Here is a 20,337-nt window from a genome sequence, read left to right as displayed (position 1 = left end):
ACTATTTAATGATTTACATACAAGAACTAGACGTTAATACAATCGTGCATTAGCATGATCTAGCGCCTTATCCAACTCCTGATTAGAATACTTCAAATAGATCAAAGTGCTCTTGATATTTTTATGACCAAGAGCGTTGCTGACCAAAATGATATTAGCGCCTGAGTCCAAAAGGTGAATAGCACGAGAGTGGCGTAACGTATGAGGATGCGCTCGCTCTCTTTCAATATTTGCTTGAGTGGCATATCTAATAAACGCATAGTTGTAAGTTGTTCTATCACGATTTTTGAGGATAAAGTCATCTTTGGCGACATTGCGTGAGAGTTGCTCTTGCAATATCAATGATTTAAGCCGGTCACTGATTTTAATGAGGCGAAAGCTGTTTTTCTTGCGCTGCTTGAGGTTAATAACTTTCAATCGATTGGTCTCTAAATTGAGATCTCCAAATGTGAGTTTGAGTGCTTCAGAAATACGGCTTGCCGTTTCATAACATACAAGCCATGCTAAGCGGTAGAATGAATCGCTGATAGATAGTAAAGTGTTCAACTCAGTAACTGAGAGGTATTTGATGTCATCTTCAGTATCGTCTTGCTGAATAGGTACAATCTCCTGTTTGCCTCTTTTGATAGGCAACGTCTCAATGATTTCTGCTTCGATAAGTTCGTATGTCATAGTTTGCTCCAAAATAAATAGATTTAATACTATTCGTTTTGAAATTGGCAGTATTTTAATTATATGTTGAGATATAATTAAAAGATTTTAAAAATTATATATTGGATTATTAAAATGGGCATATTAAATAGACAACGACGAATTAAAAAGAAAAAAATCGCTGAAAAAAAGAAAAAAAAATCGCTAAATCAAATTAATACTATCCATACAAAAGAAGAAAAAAAAAACACTATCAAATTTACAGCTATTCCTAATCCCTTAGCTAATCTTTCTATCGAACAGAGACAACTATTACTTCAAAAGATAAAAGAAGAAGCGCAAAAGAATTATCAAGAATCTTTAGAAAAAATCCAACAAATGATTCGTGAATACGATGCTCCATTGCTTATGTCAATATTGTCAAATTATTATTTAACTTCTAATATTGGACAGAATGGTGTTGATAGAAAAGAAAAAAATATAAATCAATCGCATATTGAAATCATGCAAGCTCTTTTATTACGAATGAATCCATCGTTATTAAAAAATAGAATCTTTGCTCCACATATTACGCAGGAGCTTATAGATACTTTACCGATATTAACAACAGCGATATATAATAAAAATATTGATCCCGAAGATTTAGAACTATCTCAAGAAAAATTAGTTCAAAAGAGGATTCAATCTTGGGTGCAAGCGCATACTCAAACCGTTAGAAATTGGGGTTTTATTTTTCAAGTAAAAAATATTTCTCAAGAAATTTATAGCAATTTTGACTCAAATTTAGTAGAAATCTATGGTTTTAGTTGCTCAAATCTCATTCAATTTTTTAATTGTTTACTTCAAGATATTGAAAAATCAACGAATGAGCGAATGACTTTTTTACGAGATTTAAATAATACAAAAGATACTCAAGATATCCTCAAAAAATATCATCGAGCAATGCAACTAGGAGATCATGTTGATGATTTAATCGCTATGTATGAAAGTTTAGATATACCGAAACAACAGGTTATTTATCATTTATTAGCACATAATGATTTAACATTGATTGATTATTATACATTTTCAGAAGATGAAATTTCTGCATTAACTAATCTTCCTTTAGAAATAATAGAAGCAATAATTAAGTATCTTAGCTATTCGGAGGGTGCATTAGTTGATTATCCAATTGAACATATCTTTTTAGCAAATCCAATTTGGTTAAAACCAATTGTTAAATTACCTCATAAGAAAATATTTTGCCCACTTCCTCAATTATTCTTTAGTTTTATTTTAAAAATTTTTGATCACTTGATAAACCAAATTGATAGTATTAAATTATCTCATGTTAAAGCCAAATATTTAGAAAATAAAATACAAGAGATAGTGCATAGAAAATTTCCAGAACAATTAACAGTATCAAGTATAAAATGGAAATTAGATAATATTGAATATGAAACAGACTTGATAGCCTTTATTGGTTCTTATGCTGTTATTATTGAAGCCAAATCACATACAATATCCGATGAGGCACTCAGAGGAGCACCAGGTAGGTTAAAAAAAAAGATTCATGAAATATTAGTTGAACCAAACCTTCAATCCAATAGGTTTAAGCAAAAATTAGAATATTTGATTAAAAATCCGCATATTGATGATCCACTTAGGAAAAAAATGCCTATTGATTTATCAACCATTCACAAGATACTTAGAGTTTCTATTACATTAGAATATTTTGCTGCGCTTCAAACAAATGTATATGAATTAAAAGATACTGGATGGATACCTAAAGATTATTTACCTTGCCCAACAATGAATCTTGCTGATTTTGAAACATTATTTGATATCTTTGAACATCCAATCCAGATTTTAAATTATTTGGAGCAAAGATCTGAAATTGAGGGTACACTTTTGTACAAAGGAGATGAGCTAGACCTAATGGGGCTTTATATGGAAAATCATTTTAATTTCTCTAATATAAATACTCAAGGTACTTTAATGATTTCAGGTGCATCAAAAAAAATTGATGCATATTATGAATCTCTTGCAGAAGGAATAACGATCTCAAAACCTGTACCGCTTATGAATCAGTTTTTCGAAAATATTTTATTACAATTAGAGAATAGAAAACCTTCACGTTGGTTAGAAATAGGAAGTATTATTTATAGGTTATTGCCTCAAGATCAAGTTAGAATAGTCACTGAATTAAAAAAACTCAAAACTAATGTTAGAAAAAATTGGCGCATAACTGGGCATAAAAATTTGCTTATTTATACTCCCCCATTATCTTCTGAATATGCATTTTGTTTTGTTATCTTTAATGAACAAAATAAAGAGGATAGATATAAATTTTGTGAAGAAGCCGCATCTATGTCTTTAGAATCATCACATGTGAAATATTGTGTTGCAATTGGTCTAAATATTGATAGAGAAGATATAGCTTATGCATTAATAGGTGTTTATCAGTAAACTAAATAATCAAGTATCATTTTCTCCATCTTTCTTTTCTTTCTTTTTGGTTAGAAATTTTAGAGCGTAATTGAATCACTGTTGCTTTTTGTCTCTTTAAATCTGAACTAAGTTTTAAATGTAGAATTACATGTAAGACAAAAAAGAATACTGTAATGGACAATAGAATACCCCCGAATGGCATTAAAAAATCAAATAATGAATGCATATCTTTAGACATTTGTTCTTGATTTATATTTTGCAGTTCATATTGACTAAAAAAAAGTTTAACTGCAAAATTAGCAACTATATTGAAGCTGTAAGCAACACCAGCAATAAGTAAAGGAACCCAAACTAAAAGAAATTTCTTTCCAGCTGCTTGATTGTCTTGAATCAATTTATTAATGTGAGTATGTTCTTCTTCAAGTATTTCTTCTGATTTGATTTCATTAAGCGTTGCTATATTAATATCACGTCTGCTTTCTTCCTTCAAAAATTTAAACATAATATAGCTCCTATCAAAAATTAGTTTTCCACATTTTATCTAAATGTTGAAAATTGAGTAACTGAAATAATGTTTCACGGATAGATATATAGCTTAACGAATTGGATCTTCAAATGATATTCCACAAAATGGGCTATTTTGTTGAATATCCAATGAGGATATCTACCTACATAACATGGTAAAAAACTTCAACAATGACTATGCTAATACGTAACTGAAGCTTTACCTTCACACAACTCTCGATTTATTTCGAGGGTAGACTCAATAAGGCTTTAAATTTATGATACAATTTTAGGAACTACTGGATGCTGACACAGAATTTTGAGCACTCCCAAGGGATTTGAAGTATTTGATTTTGTCAAATCAAATAGCATTATAGGGAACCATTCTTAGCGTAAAAGTTCCTTCAACTTTTTCTGCTTTTTCAAACTTAACGTGCTTAAAACCATATTGTTTACATAATTTTATCATATGTTGCATATTTTTTTTTGAGGTTTTAAAACCAAAAATTATCTTAGTCAATAATTTTTTTTCAAAAGTTTTATTCCCTTGAAAATCTTGGTCAAGGATTCTATACTCTTTTTCATAAGCCCAATCACTATATTTTGTCAATAGAATAATTTCCATTTGTTTTTTCATTTCTTCATGACTCTTTGGAGCTAATGATATTAAAGTATTATTTTTTTCATATTTGATTTCTAATGGCCATTCATTTGCTTGTATTTTTTGCAGACATGAGTAATCAAATTCAAATACTAGCCCTTTATGATTTTCAGCATAATGTGACCACATTAAAATACTATCTTTAACTTTAGAGAGACACATAACTCCCATTCTTTCAAATTGTTCTCTATTTATTTTCTTTCCAAACGATATGAACTTACTATTTGAATTGCATTCCTTTTTATACTTTTGAATAAAGTCTTCTCTGATTTCATCAGAATGATTAAACGATTTACCTAGCTTTGCGGACATCTCTATAAACGTATCTCTCTCTTTTTTTGTATATTTTTTTTTCATATATGAAGGACTTACATCAAAAGGATCATTAAAAGAAGAAGGGTTTGAGTAACGCATAGAGGAAGTAATGATAATATCATTAGTGTGTTCATTGAACGGTCTGTATTTATAAAATTTGAAGTCCTCTTTTATATCTTGCACTTTAGATCACTCCCCATGACTTATTCTATTGATTTCTTTTTAATATAATTCTTAGCCCTTGAACCTTTTTCAGTGCTATCTTCCATGCCTCATTTAGCATTTCCATTTATATATCCTCAATCAGTATTGATCATTATGCTCTTGCCTTACAACTATTTTTTTCTTTCGTCAGGTTCTTTGGCAACACCTTTAAACTTATCACCTTGTTTCACATCCATAAAACGTCCAGTTGTAGTATCTCTCTTAACATGAGTATCATTTTGGGGATTGTATGTTTGACTTCGATTATCAACAGATCCTATCCTATAATCCTTACCAGTATTCTTTGCCATAAGATGTCCTTTCAGATGAATAATTCGTAATATTCTAGCACAATTTAAACTTACGGGATTTTCCTATATTTTTTAAAACTTTCTACAACAATCACTCAAAATGCTATAATGATGTTTTTAATTTATATTAACGATTTGGTATGAAGTCGTGCGCTTGACACAGGATCAAGACGAAATAGAGGCACTCGCCCATTCTTAGCCATACTCGCTAAAAGAAGAGCATTAATGTTTCGCTTGCGAAACGAAAACAAAATGGTGTTTTCCCCATATCTAAGTATATGCAGTGACTCTAAGTAGCACTGAAAAGAAAATCACCGATACAATAAAAGCTATTTTGTGTCTAAGCACACACATTATCCTAAGTGATCGTGACAAATAGCAGAAAATACTACAATTAAAGGTGTTCTAGCCTTTGACTGCCTAAGTGCAGTATTTTTATCCTCCTAATCTAACTCTCTACAATCAATAGTGAAATCAACCTGGTATCTAAGTATAAAAATGTTGATTCATACTGCTATTTGAATTGAAGAGTTCTAATAATAAAACACACATCCTCAAAAAACTTTCCATTGTTTTTTTAAACCACTGATTGGGTTCAGAGGATACTTCACATCCAAGAAATCCCTACAGAGGGCATATATTTGCCCTCTTAAAGGATAAATCTATGCCTTCGATAAGGACTTTTGAGTCCAAGACAGTGTAATTGGAAACTACAAATCACAAAAAAGAATCTCACAAAATCATAGTTAACCCCAAACGGTTATTCCAAAACTGTGCTATGTGCAATGAGGTACTTCTGTCTGTCTGAAAGGAGGTGTGGGAAATGAGTAAAAGATTAAAGATTGAGTTTAAGGCATTTGGAATCAAAGTCGTAATTGTTATTGAAATAGTCTAGCCCACTGTTTCGTAACCCCTTGCCCTTCGGGGCAAGGTTTACTTTGATTCCAAAGTCTATGTGTAATTCTAGCACATGACTCATAGGATTTCAAGAGGGATTCGTATTCTTACGAGCAAAGGCTATCCCTCTTTTAACTTCATCATTTCAATGGCTGCACTAAGCCGATACAGAGAGTAATCTCAGATTTATCGGCTTAGTAGCCATACATCTGTCTATTTATCTCCTGGTCGGTTTAGTGGAACCATACGTTTCGATAAAAAACAATAGGAGGTAGAAGATGTCACGTACAAATAGACATCCCATTTTCGATTTTTTAGAGAAAGGTCTGCAAAACACAGACTCAGGACTAGGAGATCGTTCAACATATATAGGCTCTTCTGATATTGGTCAATGTATGAAGAAATCATACTTGTCCAAAACACTAGGTGAAGAGCACAATTTAAAACAGTTGTTGATCTTTCAAAGAGGTCATGTAGCAGAAGGAATCGTCAAAGCTGGTTTAGCCAATCATCCTAAAAAGATTGGGCTTCAAGAACAAGTTGAAGTAAAAGGATACGGTCAATGGACGTACGTTCAATCGCATATCGATTTTTTGGTCAGTTTTCCAAAGGAAGATGTGATTCTTGAATGCAAGTCTATCAGTTCTCCTTTGCCTGATGACAAGCCACGCTTGAGTTGGCTTTATCAAGTTCAACTGCAACTGAAATTGGCAAAATTGCAAAGCGGTAGAGACACAAGGGCTATTATTGTAGCTGTCAATGTCAATACCGGTGAATATTCTGCCTTTGACATTGAATTCTCTGAGGTGCTTTTAAATACTGCATTATCAAGAGCTTCACAGCTATGGGAGGCTGTACAATCTAAAACAGAACCAGAAGGCGAAGTTTCGGATCTATGCGCTTATTGTTCTTTTAAAACACAATGCTCAACACTGCTAAAAAATGGAGAGAAATTACCAGATGAAGTAGATGCGATGGTCACAAGGCTAAAAGAACTTTCTCCTTTAGAAAATGAAGCAGCTAACTTGAAAGAGAACATTAAAGCTTTTATGGAAGCGGCCAAAATTAAAAAAGGCATCGGTGTGAAATATAGTGTGATGATGTCAGAGATAAAAGGCAGAGAGACGGTATCCGTACAATTTCTCAAAGCTAATTATCCTGAAGTAGCCAATAAAGTCATCGAGGCTGGTAAGCCATATAAAAAGCTCAAAGTTGTGTGAAAAATAAACAAGCTTCATACTCAATTCATAAATAAAGTTGCTCATTGAGCCTACCCATAAGGGGATATTATCTATCCCTTTATGGGATAGGTCTGTCCTTTTCTACATCACCTCACAGTTCTCTCTCAAAAACACATAAACTCAAGCAAAACTGCAGGCCTGAAACGATAGGGATTTTACAGTGCTATTTGATTGTTTTTGAAGGGTTTGAGGTGCAAAGGAGGACATTATGTCAGCTACAGCAGAAAGAATCATTCACGAGGTGAATTTCGGAGAAAAGATCAAAGTTGTTCTAACCGAATTACTGTTTCCTAGCAGTGCCTTTCTTGGCAAAGGAAATTTTATTGTGCATTATCTTGAGAAGGATGAAGAATCCCTTGAGTATAAACACAGCAATGCAGATAAAGCACTGGAAGACTTCAATTTTCTTTCCAAAATCGCAAAAAAAGAGTTCAAACAACACGCAAGGAAAAGATTATGCTAGCGAGTCTAAAGACACTCTTTTGGGGTGTTTTAGCACCTCTTGCAATCTTAGTAAAAGGTGGGTTATTTCCTTACATGATTTCGGTACTAGTTTTAACAATACTTTATGTTGAGTGGCTGCAACGAAAGGATGATACGACAAGGCTTCTTGTTGTTCAATCTGTCATAGTGGTGCTTTTTATTCTGGTCTCATCAGTGATCTTATTATTGGGTGGTAGCGTAGCACTCTTGTCTTAGAATAAAAACCCGAACTTTTTTGCAAATCCATCTTTGTATTTATGTGCAACAAGCATGATAACCATTGCTCCTAAGCTCACATAGAACCAAAGAAGTTGGTTTAGCAAAAATGCAAACATTGCAATGAGCGTCATTGATACACAAAAGAATATAAGTGCGTATTTTGAAACGAATGCCATTTAATACCTTTTGATCTATTTTTGAAATCATAGCAAAGTTCCCCCAAATTATCTTTAGGAAAATCCCATGAATATACAACTTTTTAACGCTGTATTGGTCACAGATAGAGGACTCATTATTGAAGATGTTGAAGCTCAAGAAGTAGGCGAAGTCATTCCCTACCTTCGAGTCAAACATGATCTGCATGAGATCACTCATTTTGTAATCAGTTTAGGCGAAAAGATTGAAATGAATTAAAAAACGCTTGGCTAAGTTCAAGCAAGTTTTCCTCAACTAAGTTTGAGGTTTTTTAAAGTTCTACATGTAGGATTTTAAAAATCTTCAAATATAGCCTTTTGATAGACAAAAGAGCTAATCCTTTTTTGCAATAGCTCCAATGGAACTACAAAAGATTTATTTGTACGCGTCTTCTTTTTCGTTTATATCCAAGATAGATCAAACGTATTTATTTGCTGAATACGCTCAAGGTATTAAATGGCATTCGCCTATCTTTGAATAATAACACACATTCGATAGCGTGTCAAATTCTTGTACTATATTCCCAAATCAGATATCAATTAAAAGGTATTATTTGGCATTCCCTGAAGTATTAGATGGCAATCGTTTTAATGATGTTAGAGCTGAAGAAAGAAAAAAACGCTCGAACCGGGCAATTCGAGCGATCATCTTAAAAATTGGTAGGTTATTCACAAAAAGGAGGTAGTGTCTTGGTACTGAAAGTATAGAAGAATAGATTAAATGCTTTCGTAATCCTTTGTTAATCAAAAGTCAACAAGCTCAAAAATAACGATTGAGCCAATTTTTAAGCCAAAAACTCTTTGAATATCTTCCAATAAAGCATGACAGAATCCCGATCATGACTAAAAACCAACACAACACTGTACCTTTCCATGAAGTATCAATCACACTGACAAGCAACGCTGCAACCAAGAGAAAAATACCATAGGCATATTTGGTAATGCTCATGAGGATCTATTTTTCCTCTCATGGAGTAGTTTACCTAATGCCAAGAAGCCTGCAAATACCAGTAAAATCATTAAAATGTTTTCTAACGTCATTTTTTCTCTCCTCTAATCCCCATAGCTTTATCCTTCCGTTTCTGCTTGCCAACGTTTTTTAACTGCTAGGCTAATTTTTTCTCTATAGGATAATCGTTGATTTTTAATACGATTTTTTCTCACATCGTTCCCTAATTTTGTAAGAAATAATGTTGCCATCAGACCTAAAATACTCAGTATTAATGCGATAGTTGGACCATCAATTTTCATTGCTTTGCCTTATCTTCAGTGACATCGTCCACTGATGTTACAGATTCTTGCGTTTGCATCAAAGTTTCAAATTCTTTAAGCGCTTCGTCTAAAAGATATCTTTCGTTTTGATCATCGATATGGTACACCTCATACTTAAATTCAGGATATAACCTTTGATAGCTACGGCGTGCGATCTCTTTTGCTAAAAAGCGATTTAGTGCTATTTTATAGCGCTTATTAAATGATCTCATCATAAACGTATAGATAACAAGTGCTGCAAGAATCGCAAAAATAAACAATAGTGTTGGTAAAGAAATATCTATCATAGCTTTACCTTTTCTTCTGTAGTATCTTGCGCTGGCGAGACATACTCAAGAAGTTTTTCGTATCGCTCAATTGGTATCATCACTGCCACAAGCTTATCATCCTTCATGATACCAATTTTTTCCATTTCCTTTGATTTTAAGGCATCAAGATACTGATCCATATTGTTAGAAATGCTATCAACACATTTAATTTCATTCAGCGTGAAAGGGACATCTACCTGTGCTGTATTTTCACTTTGTTCTTGATTGGAATAATCTTGAAGCGCGCGTTTCGCTTGCTTTCGATCAATATACCATATTGCTATTTTTAGGTTCATAGCTGTAATGAGCATGAGCACTCCAGCTAAAACAGTGAGTTGGATTGGTGACATGTAAAAACTCCTTTTTGAGACTATTCAGTTTGAATAGAGCTCTTCATTTGATTTAAAAAATGAAGTCAAAAAGTTTTTGGAAGTTTGTTTTTGAATGTAAAACTTATTCTACTACTTTGGCTGAAAAAATCAAGAGTTTTTTATTACAAAGAAGCATAAAATGTAAAAAAGAATGCCATTTAATACCTTTTAGTCGATACATAACTTGAAGATAACATGTAAGAATTTGTCACACTATCGGATATGTGTCATCAGAAAATATATATGAATGCCATAATTTATGACATATACATAGTTGTTTATTTTTATTGCTATATAACAGATATTTAACTATAATATAGATGTTAAATAACGCTATAAAAAGGTTATATATGGTTTTATCAATCATTAATAAAAAAGGTGGTGTTGGTAAAACACCAATAGCATTTTCTCTAGCTAAAGACTTAGGTTATTATCTACAATCCAATGATAATTCAGTCATTGAGTCCATTTATCCTGATATGGCAAAGATATCATTAAATCCAGAGGTCATTGATAACTGTGTGTACGATTTTGGAGGATTTGTCTCAGCTGGAGTACTCCCAATTTTAAAAGCAAGTTCTGTTGTACTGATACCAACATCTAATGATTATAACTCCATTTTAAGAACCGTAGAAACGATTGAAGAGATACAACCTTACAATAGTAATCTTTTGATCATTGTCACTAAAACAGAAAAAGAGAGTGATTTTCAAGCGGTCAAGGATGCTATCTCTACTCATTTTGAAAATTTAGAATTTTTTGAATTGAGACTTTCAAAAGCATTTAAAAATACTATTGAAACAGGACTTAGTATCACAGAGCTTTATAACGAGACACCACTTTCCAAATGTGCTTATAAAACCGTCTATCAACAATATACATCCATTCTTGATCTCTTCAAAGGAGAATAAACATCATGGCAGAGAAAAAATCGATTGATTCTATGTTAGGCAAAGCAAAGACAACGGTAACTTCTACTTTTGCGGAGAGTGAACGTAAAAAGGGTGGACGACCTAAGAAACCTGAAAGCGAACATGCTAAAGAGAATCGCTATGCTACATACTTTAGTCCAAGCGAACTAGCTATTGTTGAATCAGCTGCTAATAGCTATGGGATGACCGTTGGGAAGTTTATAAAAATGGCAGCACTTAGAATGGCAAAAGCAGAGAAGTAAATCCAAAATATAACAGTTTTATAGTGTTATAAAACTGTTATAAAATAAATATTAATTATTTCACACTACAAAAGGATCCTTTGCACTTCATTTGATGGTTTTATCTGGAGTAAGCACTAGGTTTAGGAAAACCTCCCCGAATAACAACCACAACAATTACAATTTGAGACTGACCCGTCTGATGAAAAAAGATTTCAATATCGTCTTCTACGGCACCAACAGGCTCTTTTTTCGGTGAGGTTTCGAGTACAGACAATACACTAATTCTTTTTCCTAAACCGATTGCATAAGCAGCAGTTTGGTTGAAGTACCTCTTAAAATCTTTTGGAAACAGAACTTTATTGTTTTCAACTTTCAATTCAATTGGGATATCCCGGAATGTAAGATCAGTGAACCCACCTGCTGCCTCGGGATGACCTTGCAAATGCTCTCCAATATCACGCCTATTTCGAAGCATCTCAGAGGCTTTATTTTGAAATTGTGCCTCTGATGTACCATACTCGAAAATGCTGCTTTTCAGAGCTTGTGCAGCGATGTTGCCCAACCCGCTAAGTACAATCATTGTGTTGGCAAGATCATCTGAATGCAAACCAGGGAAGGCTCTCAACTTGTTTCGAATGCTGAGGAGATGCCGATCAACATTTGAAAACCCAGTTAAGGGATTTGAAGTAACATCACTTCCTTCCAAGAGTAGACGCCGATGTCCTACAATCACAACATCTTGTCCATTTCTCGCATCATCAAACTCAGCCGCATAAAGGAACTCGTATGGTCTAGAACCGAAGGAATGAGCTACCTCTAGAACTGCTCGACCGGTACCAGTAAGAGTGAATGGACCATCTCCTTCAGGCTTATTAAACCTGAAACTAGGTAACCAGTCTCTCTCACGAATATCGATTGTTACAGGTGTCAATAAAAGTTCGTTTGCACCTTGGAGCCAATTTGAGACTCTGACCTCTATTGTAAGATCATAAGATGTCCCTGGTTTGAGGTAGTTCCAATGCTTCGCTGGCTCTCCATCAATGTCAAATTTTAAAAACGCCACAGTCGCTTCAAGTTTCTCAGGCTTCTCCGAATTTCCATTGGAGATAGAAGTACGAAAACCCGCATAATCTCTAACCAAAAGATTAGCGAACAAGAGAAGAGGCAATGTCCATCGTTTCAAATGGTTGTTGATGGCAGTCAATTCACCCACGTCTTTGAGAATTTTGACCTGATTCAAAAATATATCCAGCTGCTCATTGGAAGCGAAACTCAAAGATTTGTCAATCTCTGATACTTTTAGTTTTGCCGAACTTAAGAATCTTTGGGCATCCAGTTCGGCATTGCGTATGGCATGCTTCCACTCAACTAAGAAAACAAAGATTGCAATGGCAGTGTGATATGCACGGTACTGATCTTCTACATCACCTTGACCAAGCTCAAAAATTATTGCTTCGAATTCCAGAGAAGCTTTTTTTAAGCGTTCAAAATCATGTGGCGAAGGACTTAGCGCCCCTTCAAGTACTTCTATAATCTCAATTCTCGAATAAAAAGCTCGGTGGAAAATCTCGAAGTTTAGCTCTTTCCTCATTTTCTTTCTCCAAATCAGATAGAAGGGTTCTCCATTGTTTGATTAATTCGACAAATGATTCTCCTTCTTTTATTGCGTGTTCAATCTCGGAAGCCGATGCAACTAATGCTGCTTCAATTCTCCAATATTCATTCCTATCTTCTACTGGAATGCTTGCAATTAGTTTTCTAAAACAAGTAGCTGTCCCAGAATGATCTCCCGCCTTGGATAACGCGGCAGCATATAGTAGAGCTTCAATAAAATCTTCTCGCCTGAATGGACTGAGTGTTTCGAATGCATTTTTGATGTCAGATATACAGTCTTGAAGTTCAGTTTGGGGAGCTCTTAAGATCGAAGACGCACAGTCATCGATAGAAATGGAACGAGTATAATCATCTTGAATTGATTTCAACGCCACTTTAGCAAAGCCAGGAATGTTCTGAAAGCTATAGTGTAACCGATTAACAGCATGGTAGAGGGCATGCCCTTCCATGCTGTGCAAGATATGTGAAAGTAGCTTCCCGAGTTCCCCATTTTTTTCTTCAGGAGAAAGACAGAGAGACGCAAATGTATCAATGCAATCGATAATGAATTCCTCTTGTTTGTTTCCTTGTGCATAAATAACAATCATGTTCAAAATACCTCCCTTAATGAGGTTTCGTTTTTCTTCAGGAAATGATCTGCGCTTAAGCGAATGAACGGCTGACTGATGAACAATCACATATGGATCTGAAAGCAGGACGGAAAATGCCTCGAAGAATAGGTTTGGGAAGTTTTTCACCAACTTATATGGTACATACTCCCATGCTTGTGCAGCTTTTGCACGAATCAGTGTGTTCTCATCCATTAGTGCACCATACCAATCGGAGAGTACCTGTGTAAGACTTTCAACCCCGCTCAACAATTTTGAGACATGAGCTATCATGTTTCCACGCATTTGCGTTTGATTTTCTGGCAACCTACGATACAGCTCTAGAAATTCTTCAATCCCTTTAGGTCCTCTTGCTCTCGCCCCAACTGTAGCCCACTCGATGAAGGCCTCTTGTAAGCTATCAATAGCAGAGCGTTTGTTGCTTCTTTCTATTTGGGCAAGTACATTGTTAGGCTCCGCGAAAGCGGGTTCTGCGTCAATTTGATCATACTTCTCGCTAAGTGTTGCAGCTGCACCGATTAGATCATCAAAATGTTCGACTGCAAGTTGTGACAATTCATTCCAAGAGTAGCTGAAGAAATTCCTAGCGTCATTTTCAAAGTTATCAGGGCTTTCTACCGCTGCCCATAGCAATCTTTTGAATGCTATTTGTTGTGCAGTTCCTATTTGTACCTTTCCCGTATATTGGTATTTTAGTACCGAAGCATAAGTTTTATGAGCTTCATTTTTCCCTGTATCGTCAATGCCAATGAGGTACGATTGGATGATCTCATCAGTTTTCTCAGGAAAGCGTTCGAAACACTTTGATGCCACTTCTCGAAGATAGTGGAGCACATAACTATCTTGTCGTTCTCCATGAAGCAGTATTCGCCTCCGAATCAATTTGGCAAAAATAGTTCTCGTATGTTTAGAAAGTAATTCGTCATCATCTGTTGCAAGAATAATTTCAACGGCAGCCCTGATGCTTTCTGGATTTGCATCATTCATAAGTACATCCACCTCAGTACAGATATCGGTGCGTCTTTTCTGGATAAGTGTACTAATCGGCGTAGAATCAAGTCTTATTGGATCTTCCCCTCCATAATACATCCCACCAGGTGGTGGCCCTAAAGCTATAAACACAAAGCGATACAAAACCTTTATTAGATCGTCGTGAGAAAGCTTTTCTACGCCCGATAGAACTATATCGATAGCCGCAGGCGATTTCTCATGGTTGGTTACCAAGTACACTGCCACTAAGAGCTTTTCTTCTTGTTTCAGCGACGCTCTGAGCAATGCCTTTATAGCGGGTGTTGAATACGGTAGGTGTTCATGCAGCACTGCTGGCAAGAGATGTTGTATTACTTTTCTAGTGAATGTCTCAGGGGCTAGATTTGCAAGTTGCTCCAGACGTGGATCATCCCCTGCTATATCTTCCTGATCAAGTTCATCCAATAGATCGAATACAAAGGTCTCTTCCAGAGAAAGATCATGGCGAAGCTGTGCTCTTTCTTGCCTCCTAATGTTCTGTTTCTGTTTCCTCTCTCTTTCTTGTTTTTCTCGTTGCTTTTTTCTCTCTTCTGCAGCTTTTTCTCTTGGACCAACAAAATCCATAATATTTGGAAACCCAACGGGAACACGTTCTGTACAACTCTTACAGTTGTTCTGATAGAAGTCATAAACTGAATCCTCCAGTAACCAAGAATGCATGGAGTTTTTTTTGGAGAATTTACACTGGACGCCCATATGTCCTATAGGAAGACCCGTTGATTCTTCAATCATCCCCCTTCCAGGAGACCTTGCGAACTCGGCATAGAAACACCAATCGCTTAATAGCTTTTTTGCTCGGAGATTGCGCTCGCCTGCCTCTATTGCTTTTTTATAGGTGTCTTCAAAATCGTCCATTATGATTACTCCTCAAGTGCAGTTTCAAAATACAAACAGGTAATACTAGTGCAATAGGCAATAGGCAATAGGCAATAGGAAAAATTATCGTATTTTTGCATTGCATTGCTCCTTTCACTTGATTTTCTTCATCTGTAAATAACGTTCAAAATGACCAATTGAAAAACCGACGGGTGAATTTTCGATTGGTCATCTTGGTTTGTTAAACATTTTTGATCCGTTCTTTCATTAAATTTATATGCTCTGTGGTGAATTTTTCATTAATGAGTTCTGCCTGCCCACGGGATAATACAAATTCATAGTTTTTCTTTGCATTTTGATCTGGATTGATAATGAAAATTTTTCTCTCTTCAATATCAGAAAAACTATCAATATATGGCAAGTTTGACAAGAATAGACTTCGTATGAAAAAATCGTCAGGAGCAAGACTAAGACCAATAATATAAACATCATGGGTAAATCCAAATGCTGACTCAGGTTTATACCAGAGAACTGCATTGGAACGAACATCAAAGGCTTTACCATAACCTGGTAATACAAGGAATGGCTCTAATTCACCCAAAGGTGAAAACTGATGCCATGCTTTATAATCTAAAAGAGTTGATGTATGAAAAAGTTCATCTTTCATCATGCCTTTAGTAGATTGCATAGACTCCCATTGCAAAGCACCGGTCATCTTGCCTCTATAACGTGGTTCGTTAAGGCGCCAATTTACTGATCCATGCATTTTACATATTTTAATTGCTTTGGCATTATTCCAATTATATGTATACGCTTTACCAATCTTCGTTAATGCAATTTCTAATAAACAATCCCAGTTGAATGAAAAGACAACGTCATGTTCGTGAAGTTGCCTTACAAAATCTAAATATATTTTGGGAATATTATCTATAGTCGGCGTCTTTTCTGCAATTGTTTTCGCGAGGTAAAATCGTAATGCAAGTTTTTCTCTTGATCCTTCATTCTTCCATCTTTCGCCACCACCATATTCTCTCAACTCAATGTATTCAAGAAACGTACATAATTCTGAAAAATCAACTTTGGAGTAGTCAAGACAACTATTATTATAATCTTGAAAACATTCGTGAGCATATGCATCTACTCGTTCAAATAGACCAGGGCATTCTTGAGAAAATTTCTGCATTGCTAACTTCAGAAGTTCTGCAGTTAGTGGAATTCCAGCACTTGCGGAGAATCCAGCACCTAAAACAAAAATACGATTTTTCTTAATGAAAGACTCGATTTTTTCACCCTTATATATTTAGCTATTTATTCAACGAATATTATATACTACAGAGCTTGGATTTAGTTAAATGAACGGCCACAAAATAGTTGAATTTAGTGATAAAAATATTTCAAAATATTATTTAATTTTGAAGAGCTTATAATGAAAAAAAACTTCTTGATTTTGATTATAGTAAGAGATAAAATTAGATTCCAACATTATTTGCCAAACGAAGTGCAAAAATTGGCATATATTTTTAAAGGTTTGCTCGAATTTTAGGCTTTTTATAGAATCTTATATGCCTAAAATTATAATTCGTCTGACAATTTGAGTAGAATATAAATAAATATTATTTATATTCTACTCAAATGGATTCTTCACAACTCTGTCAACATTCTCAATACTAATCTTATCAGACAAATCTTGCTTTTTTAAATACTCCACAATGGTGTCTATTTGACGTTTAAGTGCAAAGGCATACTCTAAGCCTTGTTTATCCTTTGTAATGTCTACAGAGCCATTTATGGAGACTCTATCAAGTCTGTTTTCAATAGAGAGTTCTTGTATGGTAATAACTTCTTCTTCATTTTCGAAGGGTGTAATACACAGTAGTTTTTCTTTTGACACGAGTTGTCCTTTTAGTGCTTCATTTCTTTAGGCTCTGGTAAGCTGAGCAGTTGTGCTTTTTTCTCTTCACTCATCTTTGGAAAGAAGCTAATACCGGTTAATGCTTCTAACTCTTTAATGGAGATGACTTGATACTCTCGTCCAGGAGGAGCATTATTGGTAAGATATGCTGCTGCTTTTTGTTGTTTAGGTGAATAGATAATTTTATAAATCATGGTTGGTATTAAAACGCCATTACCAATGGCTCTGATATCACCTTTGAAGATAGGGCCAGTGATAATATAAAGAGAGCCTTCTTTCTTTGCAAGGTAACGTGTAGCTGATTCAATACTAGACCAGATACCTGTATTGTTATTATGATCTTGGGGAACCATATTGGCTAAACTAAAGCTATCCGCTTGAGCTGATTCGGTTGGCATATCAGCTGATGGACTCATATGTCCTCTATCATAACCGCTCTTTGCATAATCATTGATCTGAGCACGTTCGTTTATAGGTAATCGTGTCTCTTCATGGAATTTGTTTTTACGTGGGATATCTGCATCAATGGCTGTTGCTGTTAAATATTCGGCACTCCATAATGGCGTCTTTGCAACACCACTGTGCATGACAACAAATGCTTCAAAACATAATTCTTTGGTTTTAGAAGCCAACTTCTCATTTATGATTGTTGGAGCTTCTCCCTCCACGTAAAATTTAGGACAAGCTGTTGGTGCTGCATAGAGCATAATAGAACATAAAGAGATAAGGAGTAATGCTTTTTTCATAATAAGATCCTATGACAAAGTGAAGATGCTTTTCAGAGCGGAATATTACCATACTGACGTAATATTTGTGGTCAATACGAATCAAAATATAGCCAAACTATACAGCTAGTGATAAAGATTGATTGAGACTTAGATATAAACATAATTGGAATTCTATTTGACTAAATAAATAAGCTTGCCATATAACATCTATCTCATCGTTTTAGCATATAATATGTTTTATACTAATGCTTAATAATTTATTTTATGAAAGAAGGTCAAATGCTGAAAAGTTTGCAGCACAAAAAACGGCAATCAGCGACTTTTAAAGGCCATTAAAAAAATTGAGAGCCAAACAGAAAATACTATTTAGTTTTGATGATTAAACATGAATATCAAAGCGTTGTTTGACATAAAAGAAAAAAATCGCTATTATTTCACTATCTATTAAAGATACGTTGTACGCAAATTTAATTTGTGGTCGACAAATCCTAGGGAGATTTCTCCCTAGTGTCCAAATAATGAGCAATAATGCAAAATCTTTATGTTTGTTACGTAGATGAGTCTGGAAACGGTCAAATTCTTACAACGTTAAATCATCAACAAAATCAACCAGTATTAGTTGTATCGGGTATTTTTGTACCTTTCAAAAATTTGAATTTACTTACAATGAGATTTTTGGGTCTAAAACAAACTTATTTTCCTCCGTCACCTCCTGTAAATCACGATCTTAATCTTATCCTTCATGAAATTAAAGGCACTCAAATTAGAAGAAACATGGTAGATTCTTCAAGAAATATTAGAAGAATATCTACAAATTTCATGAAAGATACTTTAACTATAATCGAATCCTTAGATGCAAAAATTGCTGGGAAAATTTATATAAAAGAATACAATACTTCGATTAGTGAAGTTTCAATGTATTCTACAGCTATACAAACAATTGCAGCAACATTTCAGAATTTTTTGACTTCATGTGATGGATATGGAATAATGATTTTAGATTCTAGAGACCACGGAAAAAATTTAAATATAGCACACTCTATATTTACCCAAATGTTTTGTTCCTCTGGAAATAAATACTCAAGAATTATTGAAATGCCATCTTTCGGTATTAGTGATAACCATGCAGGCCTACAAATTTGTGATCTTTTATGTTCATCAATTATCTATCCTCTAGTTGCAACATCTTTTTTGACACCAACTATTTATCAGCCTAATTTTGTAAAACCTAAATTTGCCATAGTTAAGCAAAATTTTGCTGCAAGAATTAAAAGCATGCAATATAGATATCAAGGTCTTGGTAAATCGATGGGTGGGCTTGTCGTATCTGATCCTGTAAATAGAAAACACGGTGGACATTTATTTATATAAAAATAGTGTTTTAATACTTTACATTAAATCTTAACTTTATTCTTTTGCATAACCACACACAAAGAGATCAACTCTAAGTAAGACTCTTGAGTAAGAGTGTGATTCCCTTGTCCTAACATCTGATCTACTGCCATACTTGTTTGCTCAAAACTATCATCAAGTCCTTCTCTCTCTTTAATCATTTGACACTCTTTTGCCATTGTTTTTAGAATGATTTGAGTAGCTTCTTTGGTATGGTAATTGTAGAGGTAAGTATCAAATGTTGTAACACCTAGGATCAAGCCAGCAATAATTATAGTGATAGCAGTTATGTTTTGGAGCGAAGGATGCATGATAATCCCTTGTATTGTTTTCCAGCCATAATATCAAAATTATGTTAGAATAATCCTCATGAAAAACTCCCAAACTATCACACGTAAAGCTTTTACAATGCTTGAGCTTGTCTTTGTTATTGTTGTTGTAGGCATACTGTCTTATTTTGCAGCATCTGGCTTTCAACGTAATACTGTTGTTGAAGCTGCTGATCAAATTGTAAGTCATATTCGTTATACTCAACACCTAGCAATGCAAGATAATAAGTTTGATGCTGCGGATGCAACGTATTATAGAGAACGTTGGCAAATTCGTTTTACCACAGATAGTACAGGTAATGGAAATTGGGTTTATTGGATTATGTCAGATAAAGATCAAGATAATGCTCTGAATGATTTAACAGAGTATGCGAAAGACCCACAAAATTCTACGACACTTCTTTCAGGTGATTCATCCTTAGCAAATCGTGACCTAAGCCTAGATTTAACTAAAAAATATGGAATTACTCTAGTGACCAATAATTGTGCTTTAGCAGGTGGACGAATATTCTTTGATGATCTGGGTCGTCCTTATAACGATACAACCTTTCCTGCTACTGCTCCTCATCAAAACCTGATTACTGCAATATGCACCATTGTTATCACAAATGGTACACAAACTCGCACGATAGAACTATCGCCTGAAACAGGGTATGTGAGGCAGTATTAATTCTGTTTAGCTATTTAACTAA

23 protein-coding genes are annotated in these 20,337 nt (G+C 34.6%); 8 read left to right on the top strand and 15 right to left on the bottom strand.

Annotated features, from left to right (window positions below; translation table 11 throughout):
* Positions 1-33: 33 nt before the first annotated feature.
* Positions 34-672, bottom strand: coding sequence for a tyrosine-type recombinase/integrase (locus JU57_RS03150; RefSeq protein ID WP_037956830.1), 639 nt, complete (start codon positions 670-672; stop codon positions 34-36).
* Between the two features lie 114 nt (positions 673-786).
* On the opposite strand from JU57_RS03150, the gene JU57_RS03145 reads away from it, so the two are divergent.
* The gene (locus JU57_RS03145) at positions 787-3,099 is read left to right on the top strand and encodes a hypothetical protein (RefSeq protein ID WP_037956828.1); all 2,313 of its coding nucleotides are present in this window, start codon (positions 787-789) and stop codon (positions 3,097-3,099) included.
* Positions 3,100-3,115: 16 nt separating this feature from the next.
* On the opposite strand, the gene JU57_RS03140 is transcribed toward JU57_RS03145, so the two are convergent.
* The 3 genes from JU57_RS03140 to JU57_RS03130 form a co-directional block, all read right to left on the bottom strand.
* Complete coding sequence (locus JU57_RS03140; protein WP_037956825.1) at positions 3,116-3,583, bottom strand: hypothetical protein; 468 nt, start codon at positions 3,581-3,583, stop codon at positions 3,116-3,118.
* A 363-nt stretch (positions 3,584-3,946) separates the two neighbouring features.
* On the bottom strand, positions 3,947-4,744 hold the full coding sequence (locus JU57_RS13640) for a DUF2971 domain-containing protein (protein WP_051906537.1): 798 nt from the start codon (positions 4,742-4,744) through the stop codon (positions 3,947-3,949).
* Between the two features lie 152 nt (positions 4,745-4,896).
* Positions 4,897-5,076: a hypothetical protein gene (locus JU57_RS03130; RefSeq protein WP_037956822.1), complete on the bottom strand. Its 180-nt coding sequence runs from the start codon at positions 5,074-5,076 to the stop codon at positions 4,897-4,899.
* Positions 5,077-6,251: 1,175 nt separating this feature from the next.
* Here JU57_RS03130 and JU57_RS03125 point away from each other — a divergent pair.
* Both JU57_RS03125 and JU57_RS03120 read left to right on the top strand, forming a co-directional pair.
* Entirely contained in the window at positions 6,252-7,193 is a 942-nt protein-coding gene (locus tag JU57_RS03125; protein WP_037956819.1) for a Dna2/Cas4 domain-containing protein, read from the top strand.
* 229 nt (positions 7,194-7,422) lie between these two features.
* Positions 7,423-7,677 (top strand): hypothetical protein, encoded by a 255-nt coding sequence (locus tag JU57_RS03120; RefSeq protein WP_037956814.1) that lies wholly within the window; start codon positions 7,423-7,425, stop codon positions 7,675-7,677.
* A gap of 232 nt (positions 7,678-7,909) precedes the next feature.
* On the opposite strand, the gene JU57_RS03110 is transcribed toward JU57_RS03120, so the two are convergent.
* On the bottom strand, positions 7,910-8,092 hold the full coding sequence (locus tag JU57_RS03110; RefSeq protein ID WP_037956808.1) for a hypothetical protein: 183 nt from the start codon (positions 8,090-8,092) through the stop codon (positions 7,910-7,912).
* 67 nt (positions 8,093-8,159) lie between these two features.
* Here JU57_RS03110 and JU57_RS13960 point away from each other — a divergent pair, with 67 nt between their 5' ends.
* On the top strand, positions 8,160-8,330 hold the full coding sequence (locus JU57_RS13960) for a hypothetical protein (RefSeq protein ID WP_294875560.1): 171 nt from the start codon (positions 8,160-8,162) through the stop codon (positions 8,328-8,330).
* Positions 8,331-8,870: 540 nt separating this feature from the next.
* Here JU57_RS13960 and JU57_RS03105 read toward each other — a convergent pair.
* From JU57_RS03105 to JU57_RS03090, 4 genes are all read right to left on the bottom strand, one after another.
* The gene (locus JU57_RS03105) at positions 8,871-9,059 is read right to left on the bottom strand and encodes a hypothetical protein (protein WP_037956804.1); all 189 of its coding nucleotides are present in this window, start codon (positions 9,057-9,059) and stop codon (positions 8,871-8,873) included.
* A gap of 119 nt (positions 9,060-9,178) precedes the next feature.
* On the bottom strand, positions 9,179-9,361 hold the full coding sequence (locus JU57_RS03100) for a hypothetical protein (RefSeq protein ID WP_037956802.1): 183 nt from the start codon (positions 9,359-9,361) through the stop codon (positions 9,179-9,181).
* Complete coding sequence (locus JU57_RS03095) at positions 9,358-9,669, bottom strand: hypothetical protein (protein ID WP_037956798.1); 312 nt, start codon at positions 9,667-9,669, stop codon at positions 9,358-9,360. Before JU57_RS03095 ends, JU57_RS03100 begins: the two co-directional genes overlap by 4 nt.
* Complete coding sequence (locus JU57_RS03090; protein WP_037956794.1) at positions 9,666-10,040, bottom strand: hypothetical protein; 375 nt, start codon at positions 10,038-10,040, stop codon at positions 9,666-9,668. Before JU57_RS03090 ends, JU57_RS03095 begins: the two co-directional genes overlap by 4 nt.
* Before the next feature lie 371 nt (positions 10,041-10,411).
* On the opposite strand from JU57_RS03090, the gene JU57_RS03085 reads away from it, so the two are divergent.
* Both JU57_RS03085 and JU57_RS03080 read left to right on the top strand, forming a co-directional pair.
* Positions 10,412-10,972: a ParA family protein gene (locus JU57_RS03085; RefSeq protein WP_037956791.1), complete on the top strand. Its 561-nt coding sequence runs from the start codon at positions 10,412-10,414 to the stop codon at positions 10,970-10,972.
* Positions 10,973-10,977: 5 nt separating this feature from the next.
* The gene (locus tag JU57_RS03080; RefSeq protein WP_037956788.1) at positions 10,978-11,235 is read left to right on the top strand and encodes a hypothetical protein; all 258 of its coding nucleotides are present in this window, start codon (positions 10,978-10,980) and stop codon (positions 11,233-11,235) included.
* 100 nt (positions 11,236-11,335) lie between these two features.
* Here JU57_RS03080 and JU57_RS03075 read toward each other — a convergent pair whose 3' ends face one another.
* The 5 genes from JU57_RS03075 to JU57_RS03055 form a co-directional block, all read right to left on the bottom strand.
* Positions 11,336-12,808, bottom strand: coding sequence for a hypothetical protein (locus JU57_RS03075; RefSeq protein WP_037956785.1), 1,473 nt, complete (start codon positions 12,806-12,808; stop codon positions 11,336-11,338).
* Positions 12,753-15,323: a hypothetical protein gene (locus tag JU57_RS13635; protein WP_051906536.1), complete on the bottom strand. Its 2,571-nt coding sequence runs from the start codon at positions 15,321-15,323 to the stop codon at positions 12,753-12,755. The genes JU57_RS03075 and JU57_RS13635 overlap by 56 nt, the downstream gene beginning before the upstream one ends.
* A gap of 202 nt (positions 15,324-15,525) precedes the next feature.
* Positions 15,526-16,467, bottom strand: coding sequence for a hypothetical protein (locus JU57_RS03065; RefSeq protein WP_037956782.1), 942 nt, complete (start codon positions 16,465-16,467; stop codon positions 15,526-15,528).
* A gap of 441 nt (positions 16,468-16,908) precedes the next feature.
* Positions 16,909-17,175, bottom strand: coding sequence for a hypothetical protein (locus JU57_RS03060; RefSeq protein WP_037956779.1), 267 nt, complete (start codon positions 17,173-17,175; stop codon positions 16,909-16,911).
* 11 nt (positions 17,176-17,186) lie between these two features.
* Positions 17,187-17,942 carry a DNA/RNA non-specific endonuclease gene (locus tag JU57_RS03055; RefSeq protein WP_037956776.1) on the bottom strand — a complete coding sequence of 252 codons (756 nt, stop codon included), beginning with the start codon at positions 17,940-17,942 and terminating at the stop codon, positions 17,187-17,189.
* Positions 17,943-18,452: 510 nt separating this feature from the next.
* Here JU57_RS03055 and JU57_RS03050 point away from each other — a divergent pair.
* Positions 18,453-19,295 (top strand): DUF3800 domain-containing protein, encoded by an 843-nt coding sequence (locus tag JU57_RS03050; protein ID WP_037956774.1) that lies wholly within the window; start codon positions 18,453-18,455, stop codon positions 19,293-19,295.
* Positions 19,296-19,318: 23 nt separating this feature from the next.
* On the opposite strand, the gene JU57_RS03045 is transcribed toward JU57_RS03050, so the two are convergent.
* On the bottom strand, positions 19,319-19,627 hold the full coding sequence (locus tag JU57_RS03045) for a hypothetical protein (protein ID WP_037956770.1): 309 nt from the start codon (positions 19,625-19,627) through the stop codon (positions 19,319-19,321).
* 58 nt (positions 19,628-19,685) lie between these two features.
* Between JU57_RS03045 and JU57_RS03040 the strand changes: the two genes are divergently transcribed.
* The gene (locus tag JU57_RS03040) at positions 19,686-20,315 is read left to right on the top strand and encodes a prepilin-type N-terminal cleavage/methylation domain-containing protein (protein ID WP_037956767.1); all 630 of its coding nucleotides are present in this window, start codon (positions 19,686-19,688) and stop codon (positions 20,313-20,315) included.
* The last annotated feature ends 22 nt before the right edge of the window (positions 20,316-20,337 follow it).

It is taken from the genome of Sulfurospirillum sp. SCADC (assembly GCF_000743525.1).
GTDB lineage: Bacteria > Campylobacterota > Campylobacteria > Campylobacterales > Sulfurospirillaceae > Sulfurospirillum.
This window is presented reverse-complemented; position numbering and strand designations above follow the sequence as displayed.

What these genes read in the sequence shown, in the direction of transcription:
- JU57_RS03150 (WP_037956830.1), bottom strand. Translation starts at nt 672, where the DNA reads ATGACATACGAACTTATCGAAGCAGAAATCATTGAGACGTTGCCTATC.
- JU57_RS03145 (WP_037956828.1), top strand. Translation starts at nt 787, where the DNA reads ATGGGCATATTAAATAGACAACGACGAATTAAAAAGAAAAAAATCGCT.
- JU57_RS03140 (WP_037956825.1), bottom strand. Translation starts at nt 3,583, where the DNA reads ATGTTTAAATTTTTGAAGGAAGAAAGCAGACGTGATATTAATATAGCA.
- JU57_RS03130 (WP_037956822.1), bottom strand. Translation starts at nt 5,076, where the DNA reads ATGGCAAAGAATACTGGTAAGGATTATAGGATAGGATCTGTTGATAAT.
- JU57_RS03125 (WP_037956819.1), top strand. Translation starts at nt 6,252, where the DNA reads ATGTCACGTACAAATAGACATCCCATTTTCGATTTTTTAGAGAAAGGT.
- JU57_RS03120 (WP_037956814.1), top strand. Translation starts at nt 7,423, where the DNA reads ATGTCAGCTACAGCAGAAAGAATCATTCACGAGGTGAATTTCGGAGAA.
- JU57_RS03110 (WP_037956808.1), bottom strand. Translation starts at nt 8,092, where the DNA reads ATGGCATTCGTTTCAAAATACGCACTTATATTCTTTTGTGTATCAATG.
- JU57_RS13960 (WP_294875560.1), top strand. Translation starts at nt 8,160, where the DNA reads ATGAATATACAACTTTTTAACGCTGTATTGGTCACAGATAGAGGACTC.
- JU57_RS03105 (WP_037956804.1), bottom strand. Translation starts at nt 9,059, where the DNA reads ATGAGCATTACCAAATATGCCTATGGTATTTTTCTCTTGGTTGCAGCG.
- JU57_RS03100 (WP_037956802.1), bottom strand. Translation starts at nt 9,361, where the DNA reads ATGAAAATTGATGGTCCAACTATCGCATTAATACTGAGTATTTTAGGT.
- JU57_RS03095 (WP_037956798.1), bottom strand. Translation starts at nt 9,669, where the DNA reads ATGATAGATATTTCTTTACCAACACTATTGTTTATTTTTGCGATTCTT.
- JU57_RS03090 (WP_037956794.1), bottom strand. Translation starts at nt 10,040, where the DNA reads ATGTCACCAATCCAACTCACTGTTTTAGCTGGAGTGCTCATGCTCATT.
- JU57_RS03085 (WP_037956791.1), top strand. Translation starts at nt 10,412, where the DNA reads ATGGTTTTATCAATCATTAATAAAAAAGGTGGTGTTGGTAAAACACCA.
- JU57_RS03080 (WP_037956788.1), top strand. Translation starts at nt 10,978, where the DNA reads ATGGCAGAGAAAAAATCGATTGATTCTATGTTAGGCAAAGCAAAGACA.
- JU57_RS03075 (WP_037956785.1), bottom strand. Translation starts at nt 12,808, where the DNA reads ATGAGGAAAGAGCTAAACTTCGAGATTTTCCACCGAGCTTTTTATTCG.
- JU57_RS13635 (WP_051906536.1), bottom strand. Translation starts at nt 15,323, where the DNA reads ATGGACGATTTTGAAGACACCTATAAAAAAGCAATAGAGGCAGGCGAG.
- JU57_RS03065 (WP_037956782.1), bottom strand. Translation starts at nt 16,467, where the DNA reads ATGCAGAAATTTTCTCAAGAATGCCCTGGTCTATTTGAACGAGTAGAT.
- JU57_RS03055 (WP_037956776.1), bottom strand. Translation starts at nt 17,942, where the DNA reads ATGAAAAAAGCATTACTCCTTATCTCTTTATGTTCTATTATGCTCTAT.
- JU57_RS03050 (WP_037956774.1), top strand. Translation starts at nt 18,453, where the DNA reads ATGCAAAATCTTTATGTTTGTTACGTAGATGAGTCTGGAAACGGTCAA.
- JU57_RS03045 (WP_037956770.1), bottom strand. Translation starts at nt 19,627, where the DNA reads ATGCATCCTTCGCTCCAAAACATAACTGCTATCACTATAATTATTGCT.
- JU57_RS03040 (WP_037956767.1), top strand. Translation starts at nt 19,686, where the DNA reads ATGAAAAACTCCCAAACTATCACACGTAAAGCTTTTACAATGCTTGAG.